The organism is Microbacterium sp. AISO3 (assembly GCF_002204305.1).
Classification (GTDB): domain Bacteria; phylum Actinomycetota; class Actinomycetes; order Actinomycetales; family Microbacteriaceae; genus Microbacterium; species Microbacterium arborescens.
In genome coordinates, this window is the sequence record NZ_NHRF01000002.1 from 329638 (window position 1) to 348441 (window position 18804).

At 68.3% G+C, this 18804-nt stretch carries 16 protein-coding genes; 1 reads left to right on the plus strand and 15 read right to left on the minus strand.

From position 1 onward, the window contains the following. Window positions 1-56: 56 nt before the first annotated feature. The 15 genes from dapC to CBF90_RS04440 form a co-directional block, all read right to left on the minus strand. A complete protein-coding gene (dapC, locus tag CBF90_RS04370; protein ID WP_088379994.1) occupies window positions 57-1163 on the minus strand; it encodes a succinyldiaminopimelate transaminase in 1107 nt (368 codons plus the stop codon). After that, complete coding sequence (gene fdxA / locus CBF90_RS04375; RefSeq protein WP_023950512.1) at window positions 1160-1486, minus strand: ferredoxin; 327 nt, start codon at window positions 1484-1486, stop codon at window positions 1160-1162. The genes dapC and fdxA overlap by 4 nt, the downstream gene beginning before the upstream one ends. A gap of 9 nt (window positions 1487-1495) precedes the next feature. After that, entirely contained in the window at window positions 1496-1897 is a 402-nt protein-coding gene (locus CBF90_RS04380) for a histidinol dehydrogenase (protein WP_088379995.1), read from the minus strand. 9 nt (window positions 1898-1906) lie between these two features. Then, a complete protein-coding gene (locus CBF90_RS04385) occupies window positions 1907-2221 on the minus strand; it encodes an AzlD domain-containing protein (protein WP_088379996.1) in 315 nt (104 codons plus the stop codon). Next, complete coding sequence (locus CBF90_RS04390; RefSeq protein ID WP_023950507.1) at window positions 2218-2943, minus strand: AzlC family ABC transporter permease; 726 nt, start codon at window positions 2941-2943, stop codon at window positions 2218-2220. The genes CBF90_RS04385 and CBF90_RS04390 overlap by 4 nt, the downstream gene beginning before the upstream one ends. 106 nt (window positions 2944-3049) lie before the next feature. Continuing rightward, entirely contained in the window at window positions 3050-4963 is a 1914-nt protein-coding gene (gene typA, locus CBF90_RS04395; RefSeq protein WP_023950506.1) for a translational GTPase TypA, read from the minus strand. Between the two features lie 109 nt (window positions 4964-5072). Continuing rightward, on the minus strand, window positions 5073-6728 hold the full coding sequence (locus tag CBF90_RS04400; RefSeq protein WP_023950505.1) for an ABC transporter ATP-binding protein: 1656 nt from the start codon (window positions 6726-6728) through the stop codon (window positions 5073-5075). Next, window positions 6725-7768: an ABC transporter permease gene (locus CBF90_RS04405; protein ID WP_064956512.1), complete on the minus strand. Its 1044-nt coding sequence runs from the start codon at window positions 7766-7768 to the stop codon at window positions 6725-6727. Before CBF90_RS04405 ends, CBF90_RS04400 begins: the two co-directional genes overlap by 4 nt. Then, entirely contained in the window at window positions 7765-9285 is a 1521-nt protein-coding gene (locus CBF90_RS04410) for an ABC transporter permease (RefSeq protein WP_023950503.1), read from the minus strand. The genes CBF90_RS04405 and CBF90_RS04410 overlap by 4 nt, the downstream gene beginning before the upstream one ends. 112 nt (window positions 9286-9397) lie before the next feature. Further along, on the minus strand, window positions 9398-11122 hold the full coding sequence (locus CBF90_RS04415) for an ABC transporter substrate-binding protein (protein WP_023950501.1): 1725 nt from the start codon (window positions 11120-11122) through the stop codon (window positions 9398-9400). Between the two features lie 260 nt (window positions 11123-11382). Further along, window positions 11383-11937 (minus strand): PH domain-containing protein, encoded by a 555-nt coding sequence (locus tag CBF90_RS04420; protein WP_064956510.1) that lies wholly within the window; start codon window positions 11935-11937, stop codon window positions 11383-11385. Window positions 11938-11948: 11 nt separating this feature from the next. Next, on the minus strand, window positions 11949-13673 hold the full coding sequence (locus tag CBF90_RS04425) for an ABC transporter ATP-binding protein (protein WP_071918046.1): 1725 nt from the start codon (window positions 13671-13673) through the stop codon (window positions 11949-11951). Beyond that, window positions 13670-14620, minus strand: coding sequence for an ABC transporter permease (locus CBF90_RS04430; protein WP_023950496.1), 951 nt, complete (start codon window positions 14618-14620; stop codon window positions 13670-13672). Before CBF90_RS04430 ends, CBF90_RS04425 begins: the two co-directional genes overlap by 4 nt. Next, complete coding sequence (locus tag CBF90_RS04435) at window positions 14610-15539, minus strand: ABC transporter permease (RefSeq protein WP_023950495.1); 930 nt, start codon at window positions 15537-15539, stop codon at window positions 14610-14612. The genes CBF90_RS04430 and CBF90_RS04435 overlap by 11 nt, the downstream gene beginning before the upstream one ends. A gap of 117 nt (window positions 15540-15656) precedes the next feature. Then, complete coding sequence (locus CBF90_RS04440) at window positions 15657-17267, minus strand: ABC transporter substrate-binding protein (RefSeq protein ID WP_023950494.1); 1611 nt, start codon at window positions 17265-17267, stop codon at window positions 15657-15659. Between the two features lie 374 nt (window positions 17268-17641). On the opposite strand from CBF90_RS04440, the gene CBF90_RS04445 reads away from it, so the two are divergent. Continuing rightward, entirely contained in the window at window positions 17642-18802 is a 1161-nt protein-coding gene (locus CBF90_RS04445) for a Xaa-Pro peptidase family protein (RefSeq protein WP_023950492.1), read from the plus strand. The last annotated feature ends 2 nt before the right edge of the window (window positions 18803-18804 follow it).

Sequence of the window (18804 nt, forward strand, 5' to 3'; positions counted from 1 at the left end):
GCGCACGGGCCTACTCCGTACGGCGCCAAAGGATCGGCGGATCGGTAGGGGGAAACCTACGAACCCGCGAGGCGCGCTGCAGCGGCTTCGATCCGCTCCTGCGACGCCGTGAGGGAAAAACGCACATGCTGCGGGAAATGTGCTCCGTAGAAGTGGCCCGGACCGGCCAGGATGCCGAGCTCGGCCAGCCGGTCGAGCGTCTGCCAGGCATCCTCACCGGCCGTCGCCCACAGATAGAGGCCGGCCTCGCTGTGATCGATGCGGAAGCCCGCCCGCTCGAGCGCGGGCCGCAGGACATCGCGACGGCGACGGTACAGGTCCTTCTGTCGCGCGACGTGGTCGTCGTCGCCGAGCGCGGCGGCCATGGCGTGCTGCACGGGCAGCGGCAGCATGAGGCCCAGGTGCTTGCGCGCCGTCAGCAGCCTCGCGACGATCGTCGCGTCTCCGGCGAGGAACGCGGCGCGGTAGCCCGCCAGGTTCGACTGCTTGCTGAGCGAGTAGACCGAGAGCAGGCCCGTGACGTCGCCGCCGGTGACGCGCGGGTCGAGGATGCTGGGGACGGCCTCGTGCGCCCAGGATCCGTCCCACCCGAGCTCGGCGTAGCACTCGTCCGAGACGACGACGGCACCGAGTTCGTGGGCGCGGGCCACCATCTGCCGGAGCGCCGCGACGTCGAGAACGCGACCGTCGGGGTTGCCCGGTGAGTTGACCCACACCAGCCGCGTGCCCACCGGGAAGTCGGCGGGGTCGTCCGCCGCTACCGGCGTCGCTCCGACGAGACGCGCTCCGACCTCGTAGGTCGGGTAGGCGGCACGCGGATGCACGACGACATCCCCCGCACCGAGGCCGAGGAGCAGCGGCAGGAGAGCGACGAGCTCCTTCGACCCGATCGTCGGCAGCACGTTCTCGGGCGCCAGACCCGTCACACCCCGGCGGCGCTCGTACCACCGCACGATCGCCTCCCGGAGCGCGGGGGTGCCGACGGTCTGCGGGTAAGCGTGCGCGTCGGTCGCTTCGCGCAGTGCGCGGGCGACGATCTCAGGTGTCGGGTCGACCGGCGACCCGATGGACAGGTCGACGATGCCGTCCGGGTGGCGGCGAGCCTTCTCGGCGTAGGGCGCGACGGCGTCCCAGGGGTAATCGGCGAGGTCGTTGACGCTCAATGCCCCTCCCCCTGCGGCGGCAGCGCGGCCACGAGGGGGTGATCTTTCGCGATGACGCCGACCTTCGCGGCACCACCCGGCGAGCCGAGGTCGTCGAAGAACTCGACGTTCGCGGTGTAGTAGTCCTGCCACTCGTCCGGCAGGTCGTCTTCGTAGTAGATCGCCTCGACCGGGCACACCGGCTCGCATGCGCCGCAGTCGACGCATTCATCCGGGTGGATGTAGAGCGAGCGCTCGCCCTCGTAGATGCAGTCCACGGGGCATTCGTCGATGCAGGCGCGGTCCTTCACGTCCACGCACGGGAGGGCGATCACATAAGTCACACGACGAGTCTAGTTCGTGCGATCGGGGGCGGCCGCCGCGCGCACGCCCGCGAATGAGGGCCAGCCCACGACGATGGCCACCATGAGCGGCACAGCGAACGTCCAGATCAGGCCCGTGCTCAGCTGGCCGTCCGGCGGAGCCGGTACCACGACCGAGCCGCCGGGTCCTCGTCCCGAGAAGACGACCGTCGCCACGAGGGCTCCGAGCCCGCAGGCAAGCGCCGTCCAACGGTCGCTCGTGAGCAGCCGCAGCCCCGCGACGAGGGCCGTGATGCCGGATATCGCGACGATCAGCCCGACGGGAAGCGCGCCCCACACGTACGCCTGGGTGATGGTCCCGGCGACACCGTAGACGCCGCCCGCGATCGCCGCGACAAGCCACCCCGCCGCGCGGGACCAGGTCTGATTCACCGGGCCAGTCTAGGTTGCCCAGCCCCAGGCCCGAAGCGCCGCCGCCACCAGGGCGGCCACCGCGACCACGACGAGGAACGGCGCGCGCAGCGCGAGCAGGACGGCGGCCGCCGCGACGGCGGGTACGCGCGCGTCCACGACGATCGCAGCTCCCGCCCCGAGGGTCTGGACGACGACGAGGGCGGACAGCAGGGCGATCGTCAACTGGTCGATGATGCGCTGTGCTCGCTCCCCGTCGAACCAGCGCGGGGGCAGGAGGTAGCCGAGCGCCTTGAGCGCCACGCAGATGATCGACGCGACGAGGATGCCGGTCCACGGGGTCATGGCTTCTCCCCCGCCGTCACGGCCTCGTCGTCGACCCGCGGCGGCCGTCGACCGGGCAGTGCCGCGGCGACCACGATCGCCACGGCGCCGGCGATGAGCACCGGAATCCCGGGCATCGTGAGCGGCGTCGCCACGCCGGCCACCACGCCTGCGGCGACCCCCACGGCCACCGCCTCGACCCGGCGCAGCCTCGGCCACAGCAGCGCGAGGAACGCCGCCGCTGCGGCCGCGTCGAGCCCGTAGGCGCGAGGATCGCCGAGGACGTCGCCGAGCAGCGCACCGAGGAGGGTGAAGAGGTTCCACCCGACGTAGATGCCGATTCCGGTCACCCAGAAGCCGATGCGGCGTGCCCGAGCGCTCGACTGCGCGAGGGCGACGGCCGTCGATTCGTCGATCGTGAACGGGAACGCGGTCAGACGCCGCGCGATGCTCCCGCCGACGACCGGGGCCATCCGCAGCCCGTACGCGACGTTCCGCACGCCGAGCAGCGCCGCGGACGCTATGGCCGCGGGCAACGCGCCCCAGCCGCCCGTCGCGATGACCCCGACGAACGCGAACTGCGATCCCCCCGTGAACATCAGAAGGCTGAGGACGCAGGTCTGCCAGACGTCGAGGCCCGCGGCGACTCCGAGCGCACCGAACGACACGCCATAGGCGCTCGTCGCGACCGATACGCCGATTCCATCGCGCCACGCGCGCCGCGTCGCGGCATCCTGCTCCATCACCCCCGATGCTATCGATGCGCCGAGGCGGAGACCGACACGAACGCCACGACCCCGGATGCCGAGATCGGCGCTCCGGGGTCGTGGGCGGGTTCCGCGAGGGAGGTCAGGCGTTGGCGTCCTGACGCTTCGCGCGCGAGGCGGCACGGCCGCGCTCGGTCGCATCGAGCACGACCTTGCGGATGCGCACCTTCTCGGGGGTGACCTCCACGCACTCGTCGTCGCGCGCGAACTCGAGCGACTCCTCCAGCGTCAGCACACGCGGGGGCGTCATCGACTCGAAGGAGTCCGAGGTCGACGAACGCATGTTCGTCAGCTTCTTCTCCTTCGTGATGTTGACGTCCATGTCGTCGGCGCGCGAGTTCTCACCGATGACCATGCCCTCGTAGACCTCTTCGGTGGGCTGGACGAAGAAGCTCATGCGCTCCTGCAGGGCGATCATCGCGAAGGGGGTGACGACGCCGGAGCGGTCGGCGACGATCGAGCCGTTCTGACGCGTCGAGATCGCTCCCGCCCACTCGTCGTAGCCGTGCGAGATCGCGTTGGCGATACCGGTACCGCGCGTGATCGTCAGGAACTCGCTGCGGAAGCCGATGAGCCCGCGCGACGGGACGACGAACTCCATGCGCACCCAGCCGGTGCCGTGGTTGGTCATGGTGTCCATGCGACCCTTGCGAGCCGCCATCAGCTGCGTGATCGCGCCGAGGTGCTCCTCGGGGGCGTCGATCGTCAGGTGCTCGAACGGCTCGGTCAGCTTGCCGTTCTCGTCGCGACGCGTCACGACCTGAGGCTTGCCGACGGTGAGCTCGAAGCCCTCGCGCCGCATGTTCTCGACGAGGATCGCGAGGGCGAGCTCGCCGCGGCCCTGCACCTCCCAAGCGTCGGGGCGCCCGATGTCGACGACCTTGAGCGAGACGTTGCCGATGAGCTCGCGGTCGAGACGGTCCTTGACCATGCGCGCGGTGAGCTTGTGGCCCTTCACCTTGCCCATCAGCGGCGACGTGTTGGTGCCGATCGTCATCGAGATCGCGGGGTCGTCAACGGTGATCGCCGGGAGAGGACGGACATCCTCGGGGTCGGCGATCGTCTCACCGATCGTGATGTCTTCGATACCCGCGATCGCGACGATGTCGCCGGGGCCCGCCGACTCGGCCGGGAAACGATCCAGCGCCTTCGTCTTGAGGAGCTCGGTGATACGCGCGTTCGAGTGGGAACCGTCGTGGCGCACCCACGCGACCGTCTGGCCCTTCTTCAGCGTGCCGTTGAAGACGCGCAGCAGCGCGAGGCGGCCGAGGAAGGGACTCGAGTCGAGGTTGGTCACCCAGGCCTGCAGCGGCGCCTCGTCGTCATAGGACGGCGCCGGAACGTGTTCGAGGATCGCCTCGAAGAGCGGCTCGAGGTCCTCGTTGTCGGGGAGCTCGCCGTTGTCGGGACGGTTGCGCGACGCCGCGCCCGCGCGGCCCGAGGCGTACACGACGGGCACGTCGAGCAGCGCGTCGACGTCGAGGTCGGGCACATCGTCGACGAGGTCGCCGGCGAGCCCCAGCAGCAGGTCGTGAGCCTCCTCCTCGACCTCCGCGATGCGCGCGTCGGGGCGGTCGGTCTTGTTGACGAGCAGGATGACGGGGAGCTTGGCCTCGAGCGCCTTGCGCAGCACGAAGCGGGTCTGCGGCAGCGGACCCTCCGACGCGTCGACGAGCAGCACAACGCCGTCGACCATAGACAGGCCGCGCTCGACCTCTCCGCCGAAGTCGGCGTGACCCGGGGTGTCGATGACGTTGATCGTCACCGGCACGTCGGTGTGGACGCCGTTGTAGGTGATCGCCGTGTTCTTGGCGAGGATCGTGATGCCCTTCTCGCGCTCGAGATCGTTCGAGTCCATGGCACGTTCCTCGACGTGCGCGTGGTCGCCGAACGAGCCGGTCTGGCGGAGCATGGCATCGACGAGCGTCGTCTTGCCGTGGTCGACGTGCGCGACGATCGCGACGTTGCGGAGGTCAGGACGAAGGGCATGCGCCATGAAGGGGGTCCTCAGGATGAAGGGAAAACGTCGGGATGCCGACGGGACAGTTTAACGCAGGCGCCCTGCGAGTTCGCGGGGCGCCTGCGAGGAGGTCGGAATCCGAGCCTCAGGATGCGTCGAGCGCGGCCCGGCGTTCCTCGCGGCGGCGGCGCTGCTCGATCGGATCCGGGACCGGGGACGCGGCCAGCAGTTCCCGGGTGTAGGCCTCGCGGGGCTGCAGCAGGACGCGCGACGTCGACCCCTGCTCGACCGTTCGCCCCGACTTGAGCACGAGGATCTGGTCCGACAGCTGGTCGACGACGGCGAGGTCATGACTGACGAGGATGCAGGCGAACGAGTACGTCTCCTGCAGCTCCTTCAGCATGTCGAGCACGGCGGCCTGGACCGACACGTCGAGCGCCGACGTCGGCTCGTCGGCGACGAAGAGCTTCGGCCGCAGCGTGAGCGCCCGCGCGATCGAGACGCGCTGACGCTGACCACCCGACAGCTCGTGCGGGTACCGCTCGAGCACGTCGCGCGGCAGCCGCACGGCGTCGAGCAGCTCGCGGGCCCGATCGAGCCGCTCCGCCTTGGTGCCGACACGGTGAATGGCCATCGGCTCGATGATGCAGTCGCCGATCGGGAACCGCGGGTCGAGGGATGCCGCAGGGTCCTGGAAGACGACGCCGATGTCGCGCCGGACGTTCTTCGCCTTGCGCCCGCGCAGCTTCGCGAGGTCCCGTCCGCCGAGACTCAGCGTCCCGTCCGCGACCGGCATCAGCCCGAGCACGGCGCGCGCGATCGTCGACTTGCCCGAGCCGGACTCGCCGACGATACCGAGGACTTCGCCGGCGGCGAGGTCGAACGAGACGTCCTCGACAGCGCGGAAGGTCTTGCCGCGCCCGGCGTACTCGAGGACGAGTCCCTTCGCCTCCAGCACCACGTCGCGCGTGGCGCCGCCCGCGGCTCGAGTGGTGAGCTCGGGGTCGAGGCGGGGAACGGCGGCGAGGAGCTTCTTCGTGTAGGGATGCTGGGGCCGGGTGAGGACGTCCTCCACGTCGCCGACCTCGACCAGGTCACCGCGGTACATCACCGCGACGCGGTCGGCGATGTCGGCGACGACGCCCATGTTGTGCGTGATCAGCAGGATGCCCGCATCGCGGTGGTCCTTCAGACGCCGCAGCAGATCGAGGATCTCGGCCTGGACCGTGACGTCGAGAGCGGTGGTCGGCTCGTCCGCGATGATGACCTTCGGATCGAGAGCGATCGCCATCGCGATGACGATGCGCTGACGCTGGCCTCCCGAGAACTGGTGCGGGTACTGCTTGATGCGTCGCTCCGGCTCGGGGATGCCCACGTCACGCAACAGGCCGATGGACCGGTCACGCGCGTCCTCGCCGTACGCGACGTCGTGGAGCTCGAAGATCTCGGTGAGCTGACGCTCGATCGTCAGCACCGGGTTCAGCGCCGTCATCGGCTCCTGGAAGATCATCGCGATCTCGCTGGCGCGGAGCTTGCGCATCCGCTCGTTCGGAAGCCCGATCACCTCGGTCTCGCCGACCGTGATGGATCCCCGGGTGATGGCGTTCTCGGCCAGAAGACCCATCGCGGCCAGCGAGGTCACGGACTTGCCGGAACCCGACTCGCCGACCACAGCCACGACTTCGCCGGGGCGCACCTCGAGCGAGATGCCCTTGACAGCGTCGACATCGCCTGAGCCGGTGAGGAACGTGACCGAAAGGTCGGTGAATTTCAGTGCGGTACGCGTGGCGGTGACGCTCATGCGCGGTTCCTCCTCTTGATCTCGCGACGCACGCTGCGCGACTGGCGCGGGTCGTACGCGTCGCGGATGCCGTCGCCCAGGAAGTTGATGGACAGGGCGATCGCGAGGATCATCATGCCCGGCCACCAGAACAGCCACGGTCTGCTGGTGAAGCTGCCCTGGTACTGACTGATCAGGAGGCCCAACGAGGTCTCCGGGGGGACGACGCCGAATCCGAGGTACGACAGCGAGCTCTCGAGCAGGATGGCGCCCGCAATGGCGAACGTCGCGTTGACCGCGATGACGCCCACGACGTTCGGCATGAGGTGGCGGAAGATGATGCGTGCTCCCCCGGCACCCGAGGCACGAGCTGCGAGGACGAAGTCGCGCTCGCGCAGCGACAGCACCTCGCCGCGCACGAGGCGGGCGAGTCCCGTCCACGTCAGCAACGAGAGCATGAACGCCAGCACGATCGGGTTCTTGCCGATGTTCCCCGCGATCTGACCCACGACGGCCGCGAGGGCGAGCAGCGGGATCACGATGAACAGATCGGTGATGCGCATCAGGACCGAGTCGACCCAGCCGCGGTAGTAGCCCGCGACCGCGCCGATGACGCTTCCGATGACGGTGGACGAGATGCCGAGTACGAGACCGAGCAGGATCGATCGCTGCGTACCCATCATCGTCAGCGCGAAGAAGTCTTTGCCGGTGTTCTCCTGGCCGAACGGATGCTCGCCGATCCGGATGCCGTCGCCGCCGAGCCACTCGGGAATCAGGCTCAGCGTCGGGGCGCCCCCGTTGACGACGTCTCCCGCGGCGCGGTAGTCGTGGGGCCACCATCCCGGGATGCCGAAGAAGCCCACCGAGGTGAAGCTCAAGAGCGTCAGGAAGATCAGGATCACCGCGGAGATCGTTGCCGCGCGGTGCCGCAGGAAGCGCCCCCACACGATGCGGGCCTGTGAGCGGGGTGCGGCGGTGCTCTTCGCGAGCGCAGCGTCCTCGGCCTCCGCGACCGAGAGGACCGACGTCGTGGTCGGCACGTTGTCGTTCGGGTTCGTCATACTCGGATCCTCGGGTCGATGACGGCGTAGAAGATGTCCGCCAGCATGTTGAAGACGATCGCGGCGAGGCCGGTCACGAGGAAGAAGGCCATCACGGGATTCGGGTCGACTTCGCGCAGCCCTGTCGCGAACAGGTCGCCCATGCCCTTCCATCCGAAGACCTGCTCCGTGACCACGGCACCGCCGATGAGTCCGGCGAAGTCGAACGCCGCGATGGTCGCGATCGGGATGAGGGCGTTGCGGAACGCGTGGCGGAAGATGACCAGCCGCTCGGGAACGCCCTTCGCCCGCGCCGTGCGGATGAAGTCCTGGTTGCCCACCTCGAGCATCGATGTCCGCGTGTAGCGGCTGTACGACGCCAACGAGATGACGGTCAGCAGCAGCGTCGGCAGCAGCATCTGCGTGCCGATGTCGAGGAAGGTCTGCCAGAACGTCCCATCGAAGTTCGGCGTCTGCGCGCCGATCGTCGAGATGGGGCGCGGCTTGCGCTGCAGGAACGACGGCCACACGCGGAAGAGCGAGTCCACGACCGTCAGGAGGGCACCGCCGAAGATCGTGACGAATGCGACGACCGTAGCCGGCCCCCGGAAACGCCCGCCGAAGAACCGCCCGATGAGGAACGGCACGATCATCGCCAGCAGCGCACCGCCGGCGAGGATGCCCCAGTTCATGTAGTAGATGAACACGTTCGTCAGCGCCAGGTGCATGACGACGACGAGTCCCGCGCTGGCCAGACCGATGACGAGCACCCGCCTGTTGTGCAGCCCCACCGACGCCACCGTCGCGCTGAGTGCGAGCAGGACAGTGAGCACGGCCACGCCGATGATGGTGAGGCGCGGCTCGCGGAACGCGTTGGTCGCCAGCATGAGGGGCAGCGCTGCCCCCAGGACCGCGGCGGTGACGGCGAAGGTGATCGCCCGCCGCTTCAGCGAGCCGCCGCCGAGCACCTGCACGACGAACCCGATGACGACGGCGATCAGGATGATCTGTGTCGGCGTCAGCTCCGGATCGCGGATCCAGTCGTTGTACCCGATCGCGAGGTACTCCTTGAAGAGCACCGCAGCCCAGAAGACGGGCAGCGAGAAGAAGAGGAAGGTGAGGAACGTCACGGCGTAGTCCAGGCCCGAGTACTGCCGGATGGCGGTGATGATGCCGATCGCGACACCGATGATCAGCGCCAGGATCGTGGCGAGCAGGACGAGCCTCAGCGTCGAGGCCGCTGCCTGTCCCACGAGCGTGGAGACCTCGACGCCCTGTCGGGTGAGTCCGAGGTCGCACTGCCCGATGAAGCACTTGCTCGCACCCAGGAGCCAGGTGAGGTAGCGCTGGAACCAGGGCTGGTCGAGGTTCATGTATTCGATACGCCGAGCGATCAACTGCTCGCGGTTGTCCGCGTTGCTCTCTCGCAGGTCGGCGAGCGGGTCGCCGGAGTTGATCGTCAGGACGTACATCAAGAGGGATGCGGCGAGCATGATGCCCACCGCTGCCGCCAGACGGCGGATGATGAATTTCAGCACGGAAGTCGAGGTCCCTTGGTCGTACGCGGGGCACACGTGTGCCCCTCACGGGAGTGTGGGCCGTCACCGCAGCGACGGCCCACACTCTGGTCGTGTCAGAGACAGAATACGTTTATTCTGCGCGCGACCACTTCTCGGCGTTCCACATGATGCCGCTCTGGCCCACCGAGTGCTGAGCGTTCTCGATGTCGGCGGCAGCAGCGTCGACACCGGGGTGGGCGAACAGCGGGATGCCGAACAGGTCGTCCCACAGCTGCTTCTCGATGATCTTCGTCTGCTCGAGGTGGACCGACTCGTCGAGGCTCGTCACGAGCGTCTCCCAGGCCTGGTCGACGACCGGGCTCGAGTAGCCGCCGTAGTTCTGCGGCTTGTCGGTGGCGTAGATGTTCTGGCCCGACGTGATCTGGCCGGAGCCTGCCCAGGCGAACAGGGCCACGTCGTAGTCGCCGCGCTCCTGGGTGCCACCGGGCTGGAAGAAGTCGGCGTTGCCGACATCCTGGATGTCGAACCCGACCTGGTCGCACGACGACTTGATGAGGGCGACCTCGTCGGCACGACGCGGGTTCGGCGCCGAGTAGCCGATGCGGACGACGGTGCCGGCAGCGCCCGCAGCGTCGACGAGAGCCTTGGCCTCTTCGAGGTTGGGCTCGTCGTAGCGGCCGTCGTACGCGGCCGAGACGACCTCGTCGTAGTTCTCCTGGAACGGGAAGACCTCGCGAGCGTTCATGACCTCGGCATCCGAGCTGACCGGCTTGATGAGGTTGTCGACGATCTGCTGGCGCGGCACGCACATCGCGAACGCCTGACGCAGCTCGAGGCTGTTCGCGAGCGACGCGTTGCCCTTGAAGTTGAAGTCGAGGTGCTCCCAGGTGAGCGTCTGGCCGGTCAGCAGCTGAGCGGCGTCGCCGAGCTCCTCGATCTGCGAGACGGTGTCGACCGAGGGCTGCGGGGCGATGACGTCGAGGTCACCGTTCTGCAGCGCCTGGACCATGGCGTCCTGCGCGACGAAGCGGATGACGAGCTCGTCGTTGGCCGCCGGCTCGCCGTAGTAGTTCTCGTTGCGCTTCAGGGTCACCGACTGGCCGGCCTCCCACGACGAGAGGACGTACGGGCCGGAGCTGGGGATGAGCGCCTCGTCCGGCAGCGTGCCGGGGGCGGTGTTCCATCCGGTGTTCCAGAACTCGGCCGCGTCGGCGAGGGCGGCGGCGTCGCCGCCACGGATGGCCTCGACGAGCTCCTCGGTCGACAGGCCGCCCTGCTCGGCGACGACGTGCGCCGGGCTGAGCATCCAGGTCTGGATCTGCCAGTCGGGGTCCGGCGCCGCGAACTCGACCGTGAACGACTTGCCGTCGGCGTCGCCCTGCGGGCCGGCGGGGACGGTGTCACCGAGGTCCTGCGAGACCGAGTTGAACAGGGGGCCCTCGGCACCGGCGAGGTTGGGGTTCTGGACGCCCCAGGCGAGAACGGCGTCGGCGACCGTGATGGGCGTGCCGTCAGACCACTTCGCGTCGTCGGCGATGGTGTACTCGACGACCATCGGGTCTTCCGAGATCAGCTCGTACGAGCCCAGATCGGTGTTCGGCTGGATGGCGCCGACCTCGTCGAAGTAGCTGAAGCCCGCGAGGAGCCGGTCCACGATCGCCGAGTTGTACGTCGAGTACGTCTCGGGCGTGAAGCCGTTGTAGCTGATGAAGTCGTTCGGACCGACCGAAACGGCGATCGACTGACTCGCCGAGGTCGCCTCCTGGTCCCCACCGTCCGCCGGCGCGCAGCCGGCGACGACGAGCGCCAGGGCTGCGGCGCTCGCGGCCGCCATGGAGATACGCGTGAAACGCATTCCCACTCCTGTTCTCTTGATGATCCGGGCGACGGAAGACCTTTCCGTTCCCCGCTCGGTGACCGGGTCGCCGAGCTCAGATGAGAACTACCCTTGCGTGCGTTCGTTTCCAACGTGTTGCGCGAAACGAGTTCGTTAGCAAAATGTGTCCTACGCATGCCGCGATCGGCGTACGCCTTGCTCACCGCGCCGCAGGCCGGCTGAGCACATAGGCAGTCCGGAACCCGCACACCGGGAGATGATGCAGCGCGGGTCCGGGTTCAGCCGCCGAAAGCGACGGCGACAGCCGCCCACAGCACGATGACGGCGAGCGGCATCAGGACCGTGCGGTTCCACGTGGCGGTGATCGCGTCGTCCGGCGATTCGGGCGCGTGCTCCTCCCACGCCGAGCGGATCTCCTCGAGCTCGCGGACGGCGGTCGGCATCCGCTCCGCTTCTTCGCGGACGCTGGACCACGCACCACGGCCGACACGGGACGGCCTGCTGGGTGACGGACCGCCGAAGGCGGAGATGGAGCGGCCATCGACGGTGTCGACGGTGACCTGCCAGCGCAATCGGATATCGACGACCGACGGCCAGGGCACACGCGTGACCCTGAGCGGATTCGCTATGACGATCGCGCTCTCGTCGGTCGCGATGAACGGCGCGTAGAGCAGCGTGTAGATGATCCACACCGCCAGGAGGACCCAGGGGGCCAGCAGCAGTCCCTGCACGACGCCGCCCCGGACGAACGCGTCACCGAGGAGGAAGACGCCGAGCAGGCCGGCGCCGGCGACCGCGATGGTCGCCGACGCCGGCCGGTAGGTCTTGCGCATACTGCGGAGGCTCAGACGCCGAACTGGAATCCGGCGCCGGGGATGGCCGCGAGCAGTTCGCGCGTGTATTCCTCGGTCGAGCGGTCGAAGACCTCGTCGGTCGTCGCCGATTCGACCAGGCGCCCCCGTCGCATGACCGAGACGTTATCGGCCACGAGACGCACCACCGCGAGGTCATGGGTGATGAACAGATAGGTCAGGTCGAGCTCCGTCTGCAGCTCCGTCAGCAGATTCAGGATCTGCCCCTGCACCAGCACATCGAGGGCCGAGACCGCCTCGTCGAGGACGAGCACGTCGGGCTTGAGCGCGAGGGCGCGCGCGATCGCGACGCGCTGACGCTGACCGCCCGAGAGCTCGCTCGGATAGCGATCCTTCGCCGCTGCCGGAAGCGACACCTGGTCGAGCAGCTCACGTACCCGCGCCGACCGCTCCTTCTGGGTGCCGAACTTGTGCACCCGCATGGGCTCGGCGATCGTGTCGCCGACACTGTATTGCGGGTCGAGGGTGCCGTAGGGGTCCTGGAAGACCGGCTGGACCCGGCGGCGGAAAGCGAGCTCCTCGGCGCGGCTGAGCCCGCCGAGCTTCTTGCCGTCGAAGTGGATCTCGCCCGACGTCAGCTGCTCCAGCTGCAGGAAGAGCTTGGCGAGCGTGGACTTACCCGACCCCGACTCTCCGACGATCGCGGTCGTCGTTCCCTTCGCCACCTGGATGCTGACGTCGTCGACCGCGACGATCTGCTTGGACGAGAGGCCGCCGGTGCGCACCTTGTAAACACGTCGCGCATTGCGGATGTCGATGAAATCGCTGCGCGCAGCGACCGCCTCCGCCTCGGCCTCGCGCTCCTCGGCGCGGGCGAGGAACTGCTCCCCCGCACCGAAGACGTCGACGTCCTCGTGGTGGCGCACCGCCTGGATGCGACGTGAGGCGAGGCTCGGGGCCGCGGACACGAGTCGCTTCGTATAGGGGTGCTTGGGATCGGCGAGGATCTCCTGCGACGGACCCGACTCGACCACGCGACCGCGGTACATCACGACCAGGTGCTCGGCCCGCTCGGCTGCCAGACCGAGGTCGTGGGTGATGAACAGCACCGAGGTGCCGAAGTCGGTGGTGAGCGTGCCCAGGTGGTCGAGGATCTGGCGCTGCACGGTGACGTCCAGGGCCGACGTCGGCTCATCGGCGATCAGGAGCTTCGGGCGCGCGGACAGACCGATTCCGATGAGGGCACGCTGACGCATACCGCCGGAGAACTGGTGCGGGTACTGCCGCATCCGGTCGGCGGCGTCGGGCAGCCCCGCCTCGGTGAGGACCTCGACGGCACGATCGCGGACCGCGGCGCGACCGGTCGCGCTGCGGTTCGAGCGGACGGCCTCGCGCACCTGGAACCCGACGGTCAGGACCGGGTTGAGGTTCGACATGGGATCCTGCGGGACATAGCCGATCTGCGCTCCGCGCACGGCCTGCAGCTCGCGGTTCGACAGTGCCGCGAGGTCGCGGCCCTCGAACATGATCTGGCCGTCGGTGATGCGCCCGGTGCCCGGCAGCAGACGGATGATCGCCTGCGCCGTCGTGGACTTACCGGAGCCGGACTCACCGACGATCGCGACCGACTGGCGCGGATAGATCGTCAGGTCGACGCCACGGACGGCCGGGACGAGTCCGGCCTTCGTCTGGAACCCGACGTGGAGGTTGCGGATGTCCAGCAGCGGCGTGGCATCCGAGGACGTGGTGTCGCTCATCGGCGCGCACGCTCCTTCGGGTCGAGGGCATCGCGCACGACGTCACCCAGCATGAGGAAGGACAGGACCGTCACCGACAGGGCGGCGGCGGGGTAGATCAGCACCATGGGGCTCGTGGTGAGCGACTGGCGCGCGGAATTGATGTCGTTGCCCCAGCTCATCACCGTGCCGGGCAGACCGATGCCGAGGAACGACAGGGTCGCCTCGGCGACGATGAACGTTCCGAGCGACACCGTGGCCACGGCGATGACGGGCGCGATCGCGTTCGGCAGCACATGGCGCAGCAGCACGCGCCAGCGCGAGACGCCGAGCGCGATGGACGCCACGACGTAGTCGGCCTGCTTCGCCGTCAGGACCGCGCCGCGCATGATGCGAGCGATCTGCGGCCACGCGAAGACGGCGATCACGAGGGCGACGACGAGCGGCGTCCGGTCGGGCACGACCGACATGAAGACGATGGCGCCGAGCACGGTCGGGATGGCGAAGAAGATGTCCGCCACGCGCGACAGGATCGCGTCGAGGATGCCGCCGTAATAGCCGGCGAGGGCGCCGACGATCGAGCCGAAGATCGTCACCATGAGCGTCGCGATGAAGCCGACCATGACCGACGACTGCGTGCCGTAGATCACGCGGGCGTAGACATCGCAGCCCTGGCGCGTGAATCCGAAGATGTGTCCGGCACGCGGTCCGGCGTTGCTGTCGGCCAGCTGACAGTTCGCGGTCGGCGACACGGGCGAGAAGAGCCCGGGGAACATCGCGACGACGAGGATGAGCACGATGAGCACGGCGGAGACCCAGAACATGGGCCGACGGCGCATCGACTGCCACGCGTCGCTCCAGACCGTGCGCGGCTTGTCATCGGTCGAGACGGCGTCGATGGCCTGGAGCGGCGTCTCCTCCTCGGGAGCGACGAAGTGTTCCTGATTCCGGCGGAGATTACTTGGCATAGCGGATCCTCGGGTCGAGCCAGGCGTACAGGAGATCGACGAGCAGGTTCGCCAGCATGATGATGATGACCATGATGGCGACGAAGGACACGACCGTGGGTCCCTCACCGATCGTGATGGCGCGATAGATCGTGCCGCCGACGCCGTTGATATTGAAGATGCTCTCGGTCACGATCGCGCCGACCATCAGCGATCCGAGATCCACGCCCAGATAGGTCACCACCGGGACGAGGGAGTTGCGCAGGACGTGCACCGTGACGACCCGACGGCGGCTCAGGCCCTTGGCCGTCGCCGTGCGTACGAAGTCGGCTGAGAGGTTCTCCGCGACGGAGGAACGGGTGAGGCGGACGATGTACGCGAACGACACCGTCGCGAGCACGATCGCCGGCAGGAGGAGCTCGTTCCAGGGCGCACCCGCACTGACCGTGGTTCTGAACCACCCGAGCTGGATGCCGAGGATGTACTGCAGGACGAAGCCGATGACGAAGGTCGGCACGGAGATGAGGAGCAGGCTGACGACCAGGGCGGTGGCGTCGAAGAGCTTGCCCTTGCGCAGGCCGGCGATGAGACCGACGACGATGCCGAAGAACGCTTCGATCGCGAGGGCGAGGACCGCCAGCCGCAGCGTGATCGGGAACGCCTGAGCCATGACGTCGATGACGGGCCGGCCCGAGAACGTCGTGCCCCAGTCACCCTGCAGCAGCGCCCCGATGTACAGGAAGTACTGCACGATGAACGGCTTGTCGAGGTTGTACTGCGCCCTCACCGCCTCGATGACGGCGGGAGACGGCTGACGCTCGCCGTACAGGGCGGCGATCGGGTCTCCCGGCAAGAGGAAGACGAGGGCGTAGATGAGAAGGGTCGCCCCGAAGAAGACGGGGATCAGCTGAAGCAGCCGTCGACCGATGAACCAGAGCATCGACGAATAGTTCCTAAATGGGTTCGGGTAGTGAGGGCGAGAGGGCCCCGGTCAGCACGGTGTCCGGGACGCGAACGCGCCCCGGACACCGTACTCGATGATCGCCTGGAGCCGAACTCAGCCCTTGGTGACCTGGTTGTAGAGCGGCACCGAGTCCCAGCCGAACACGACGTTGTCGACGCCCTCGCCCCAGACACCGACGGCGTTCTGGTACCACAGCGGAACGCTGGGCAGATCGCGCATCAGGATCTCCTGTGCCTGCTCGTACAGGCCGGCCGCGTCCTCGATGGACGGAGCCGATGCGGCCTGCGTCAGCAGCTGGTCGAACTCGGGGTTGGTGTAGCCCTCGTAGTTCGAGCTGGCGCCGGTGCTGTACTGCGCCGACAGGAAGTTACCCTGCGACGGGTAGTCCGCCTGCCATCCGGCGCGGGTGGCACCGGTGAGGGTGCCGCTCGTGCGCAGGTCGAGCGCCGCGGCGAAGGTCGGCTGCGGCGAACCGACCGCCTCGATGCCGAGCGTGTTGGCGATGCTGTTCGCGACAGCATCCACCCAGGCCTGGTGGCCGCCGTCGGAGTTGTACGTGATGGTGAACGGTCCGGCGTACGGGCTGATCGCCTCGGCCTCGGCCCACTTCGCCTTCGCCTCTTCCGGGTTGTACTCGAGGACCTCGGACCCGGGCAGGTCGTCGCTCCAGCCCTCGACGACCGGCGACGTGAAGTCGGTGGCCGGCGTGCGGGTGCCCTGGAAGATGGTGTCGGTGATCTCCTCGCGGTTGATCGCCATCGAGATCGCCGCACGACGCAGCTGACCCTCTTCGTCGTTGCCGAAGTTCGGCAGGTAGAAGGGGATGTTGAAGCCCTGGTAGATCGCAGCGGGCTGATTGACCGAACGCTCCGGGAAGTCCGTCTCGTAGGTCGCGAACGCAGTGTCGGGCACGGTGTCGAGCACGTCGAGGTTGCCGCCCTGCGCGTCGGCGTAGGCCGACTCGAGAGAGGTGTAGAAGACGATGTTCAGACCGTCGTTCTCGACCTCGCGCACACCCTTGTAGTCGGGGTTCGGAACGAGGTCGATGCCCTCGTTGTGGCGCCATGCGCCCTCGCCGTCGAGCATGTACGGGCCGTTGCCGACGGGGTTCTCGCCGAACGCCTCGAGGTCCTCGAAGGCGACGGACGGCAGCGGCATGTAAGCCGTGTAGCCGAGGCGCAGCGGGAAGTCCGCGTCGGGAGCCTTGAGCGTGACCGTGAAGGTCATGTCGTCGACGACCGCGAGGCCGGTGGGTGCGGTGCTGCCGTCGTCGGACGCGCCCTCGATCGTGTAGAACCAGTACGCGCCGTTCTCATCCTGAGCACCGGCGGTCCAGGTGTCGACGAACGTCTGAGCGGTGATCTCTTCACCGTTGGTGAACTTCCATCCGTCGGCGACGGTGATCGTCCAGACGACGTTGTCATCGCTCTCGATCGAGGAAGCGACCTCGTTCTCGATCGTGCCGTCAGCCTTGTAGCTGACCAGGCCCGCGTAGATCGAGGTGAGGATGCGGCCGCCGCCGGTCTCGGTGGTGCCGAAGGTCAGCAGCGGGTTCTGCGGCTCGGTGCCGTTCGTGGTGATGATCGCGGAGGCGTTGGAGCCCCCGCCCGTGTTGCTGTCGCCGCCGGCCGAGCAACCGGCCAGCGTGAGCGTGACGGCGGACACCAGCGCGATAGCGCCGACTCCCCAACGTCGTCTCGACATGTTTCCTCCTGGGTGACGGGTACGCGCTCACGGTCGACGGCGGCAAGGACACACCGGTGTCCGGAGCACGGGATATACCCCCGACGATAAGCGCGCTCCCGCCCTGTGACCGCATCCAGGCCCAAACCGTTACATGTCGGCAACAATCGCGCCCGTGGGGTTGTCATCGTGCACCGGGTGAGCCTCGGCCTCTGCGCGGTGCGTCAACCGGGATGCCGGGCATCCGATCGCAACCATCCGCGCACACCTTCCACTTCACCCACGAGAGCCCACCCACGCTTTCGATAGGAAGGTCCGCGGGCGTGATCACCTCGCTGATGTAAGGTCGAGTCGTTCCGGATCCCACCGGAGCCCACGACCGAAGGAGAGCCGCTGTGGTGGACGACGCCATCCTCATCTACGCGAGCACGCTGGCCGCCGACATGCGCCACGTCATCCCCCACGACGTGCACGACCCGTTCCTCTACATCGAGGTCGACGGCGCGCCGCACGTGGCCATCAAGTCGCTCGAGGCGGCGCGCATGCGCGATGTGCCGGGTATGACCGTGTTCCCCCTCGACGAGCTCGGCTTCGACGACTTCCGCGCCGCCGGCCAGGACCCCGACCTCGCGGAGCTCTCCACTCTCGTCGCCGCCTGCCGCAAGCTCGGCGTGACACACGCCGCAGTGCCGCCCACCTTCCCCCTCGAGGTGGCCGACCACCTGCGCGCCAACGGGGTGGAGGTCCGCGTGGACCGCGACCTGTTCGTGCAGCGCCGTCGCGTGAAGACTCCGCACGAGCTCGCCGGCATCCGCCGCGCGCAAGTCGCCGCTGAGGCGGGCGTCTCGCTCGTCGCCGATGCCATGCACCGCGCCACCGTCGACGCCGACGGCGGTCTTCTGCTCGACGGCGCACCCCTGACCTGCGAGGACCTCAAGGACCGCATCCGGTCGGTCTTCCTCCGCAACGGCTGCGAAGACGCGGGCATGATCGTCGCCCATGGCGCCCAGACGTGCATCGGGCACCACGCCGGATCGGGTCAGATCTTCGAAGGTGAGCCGGTCACGGTCGACATCTGCCCGCGCGACATCGCCTCGGGCGGTAATTCGGACATGACCCGGACCTTCGTCAAGGGCGACATCGACGACGAGCTCGCCTTCTACTACGACATCGTCAAGAAGTCGTTCGACGCGACGCTCGCGGCGATCCGTCCGGGACTGCCGGTGGCGGAGCTGCACCGCATCTCGTGCGAGCCCATCGAGGCCGCCGGCCAGCCGACCCAGCTGACGAAGAAGCCGGGCGAGGTGCTCGACGAGGGGTACTTCCACTCGCTCGGACACGGCGTGGGGCTCGAGGTGCACGAACCGCCGAGCCTCAACCAGAACGATGCCGTCCTCGTGGCCGGTGACGTCATCGCCATCGAGCCGGGCTGCTACCGCCAGGGCTTCGGAGGCGTTCGCCTCGAGGACATCGTGCTGGTGACCGAGGACGGCTACGAGCTCATCTCGGACTACCCCTACGACCTCGTGCCCGTCTCGCTGCCCCGGGGCAAGTGAGG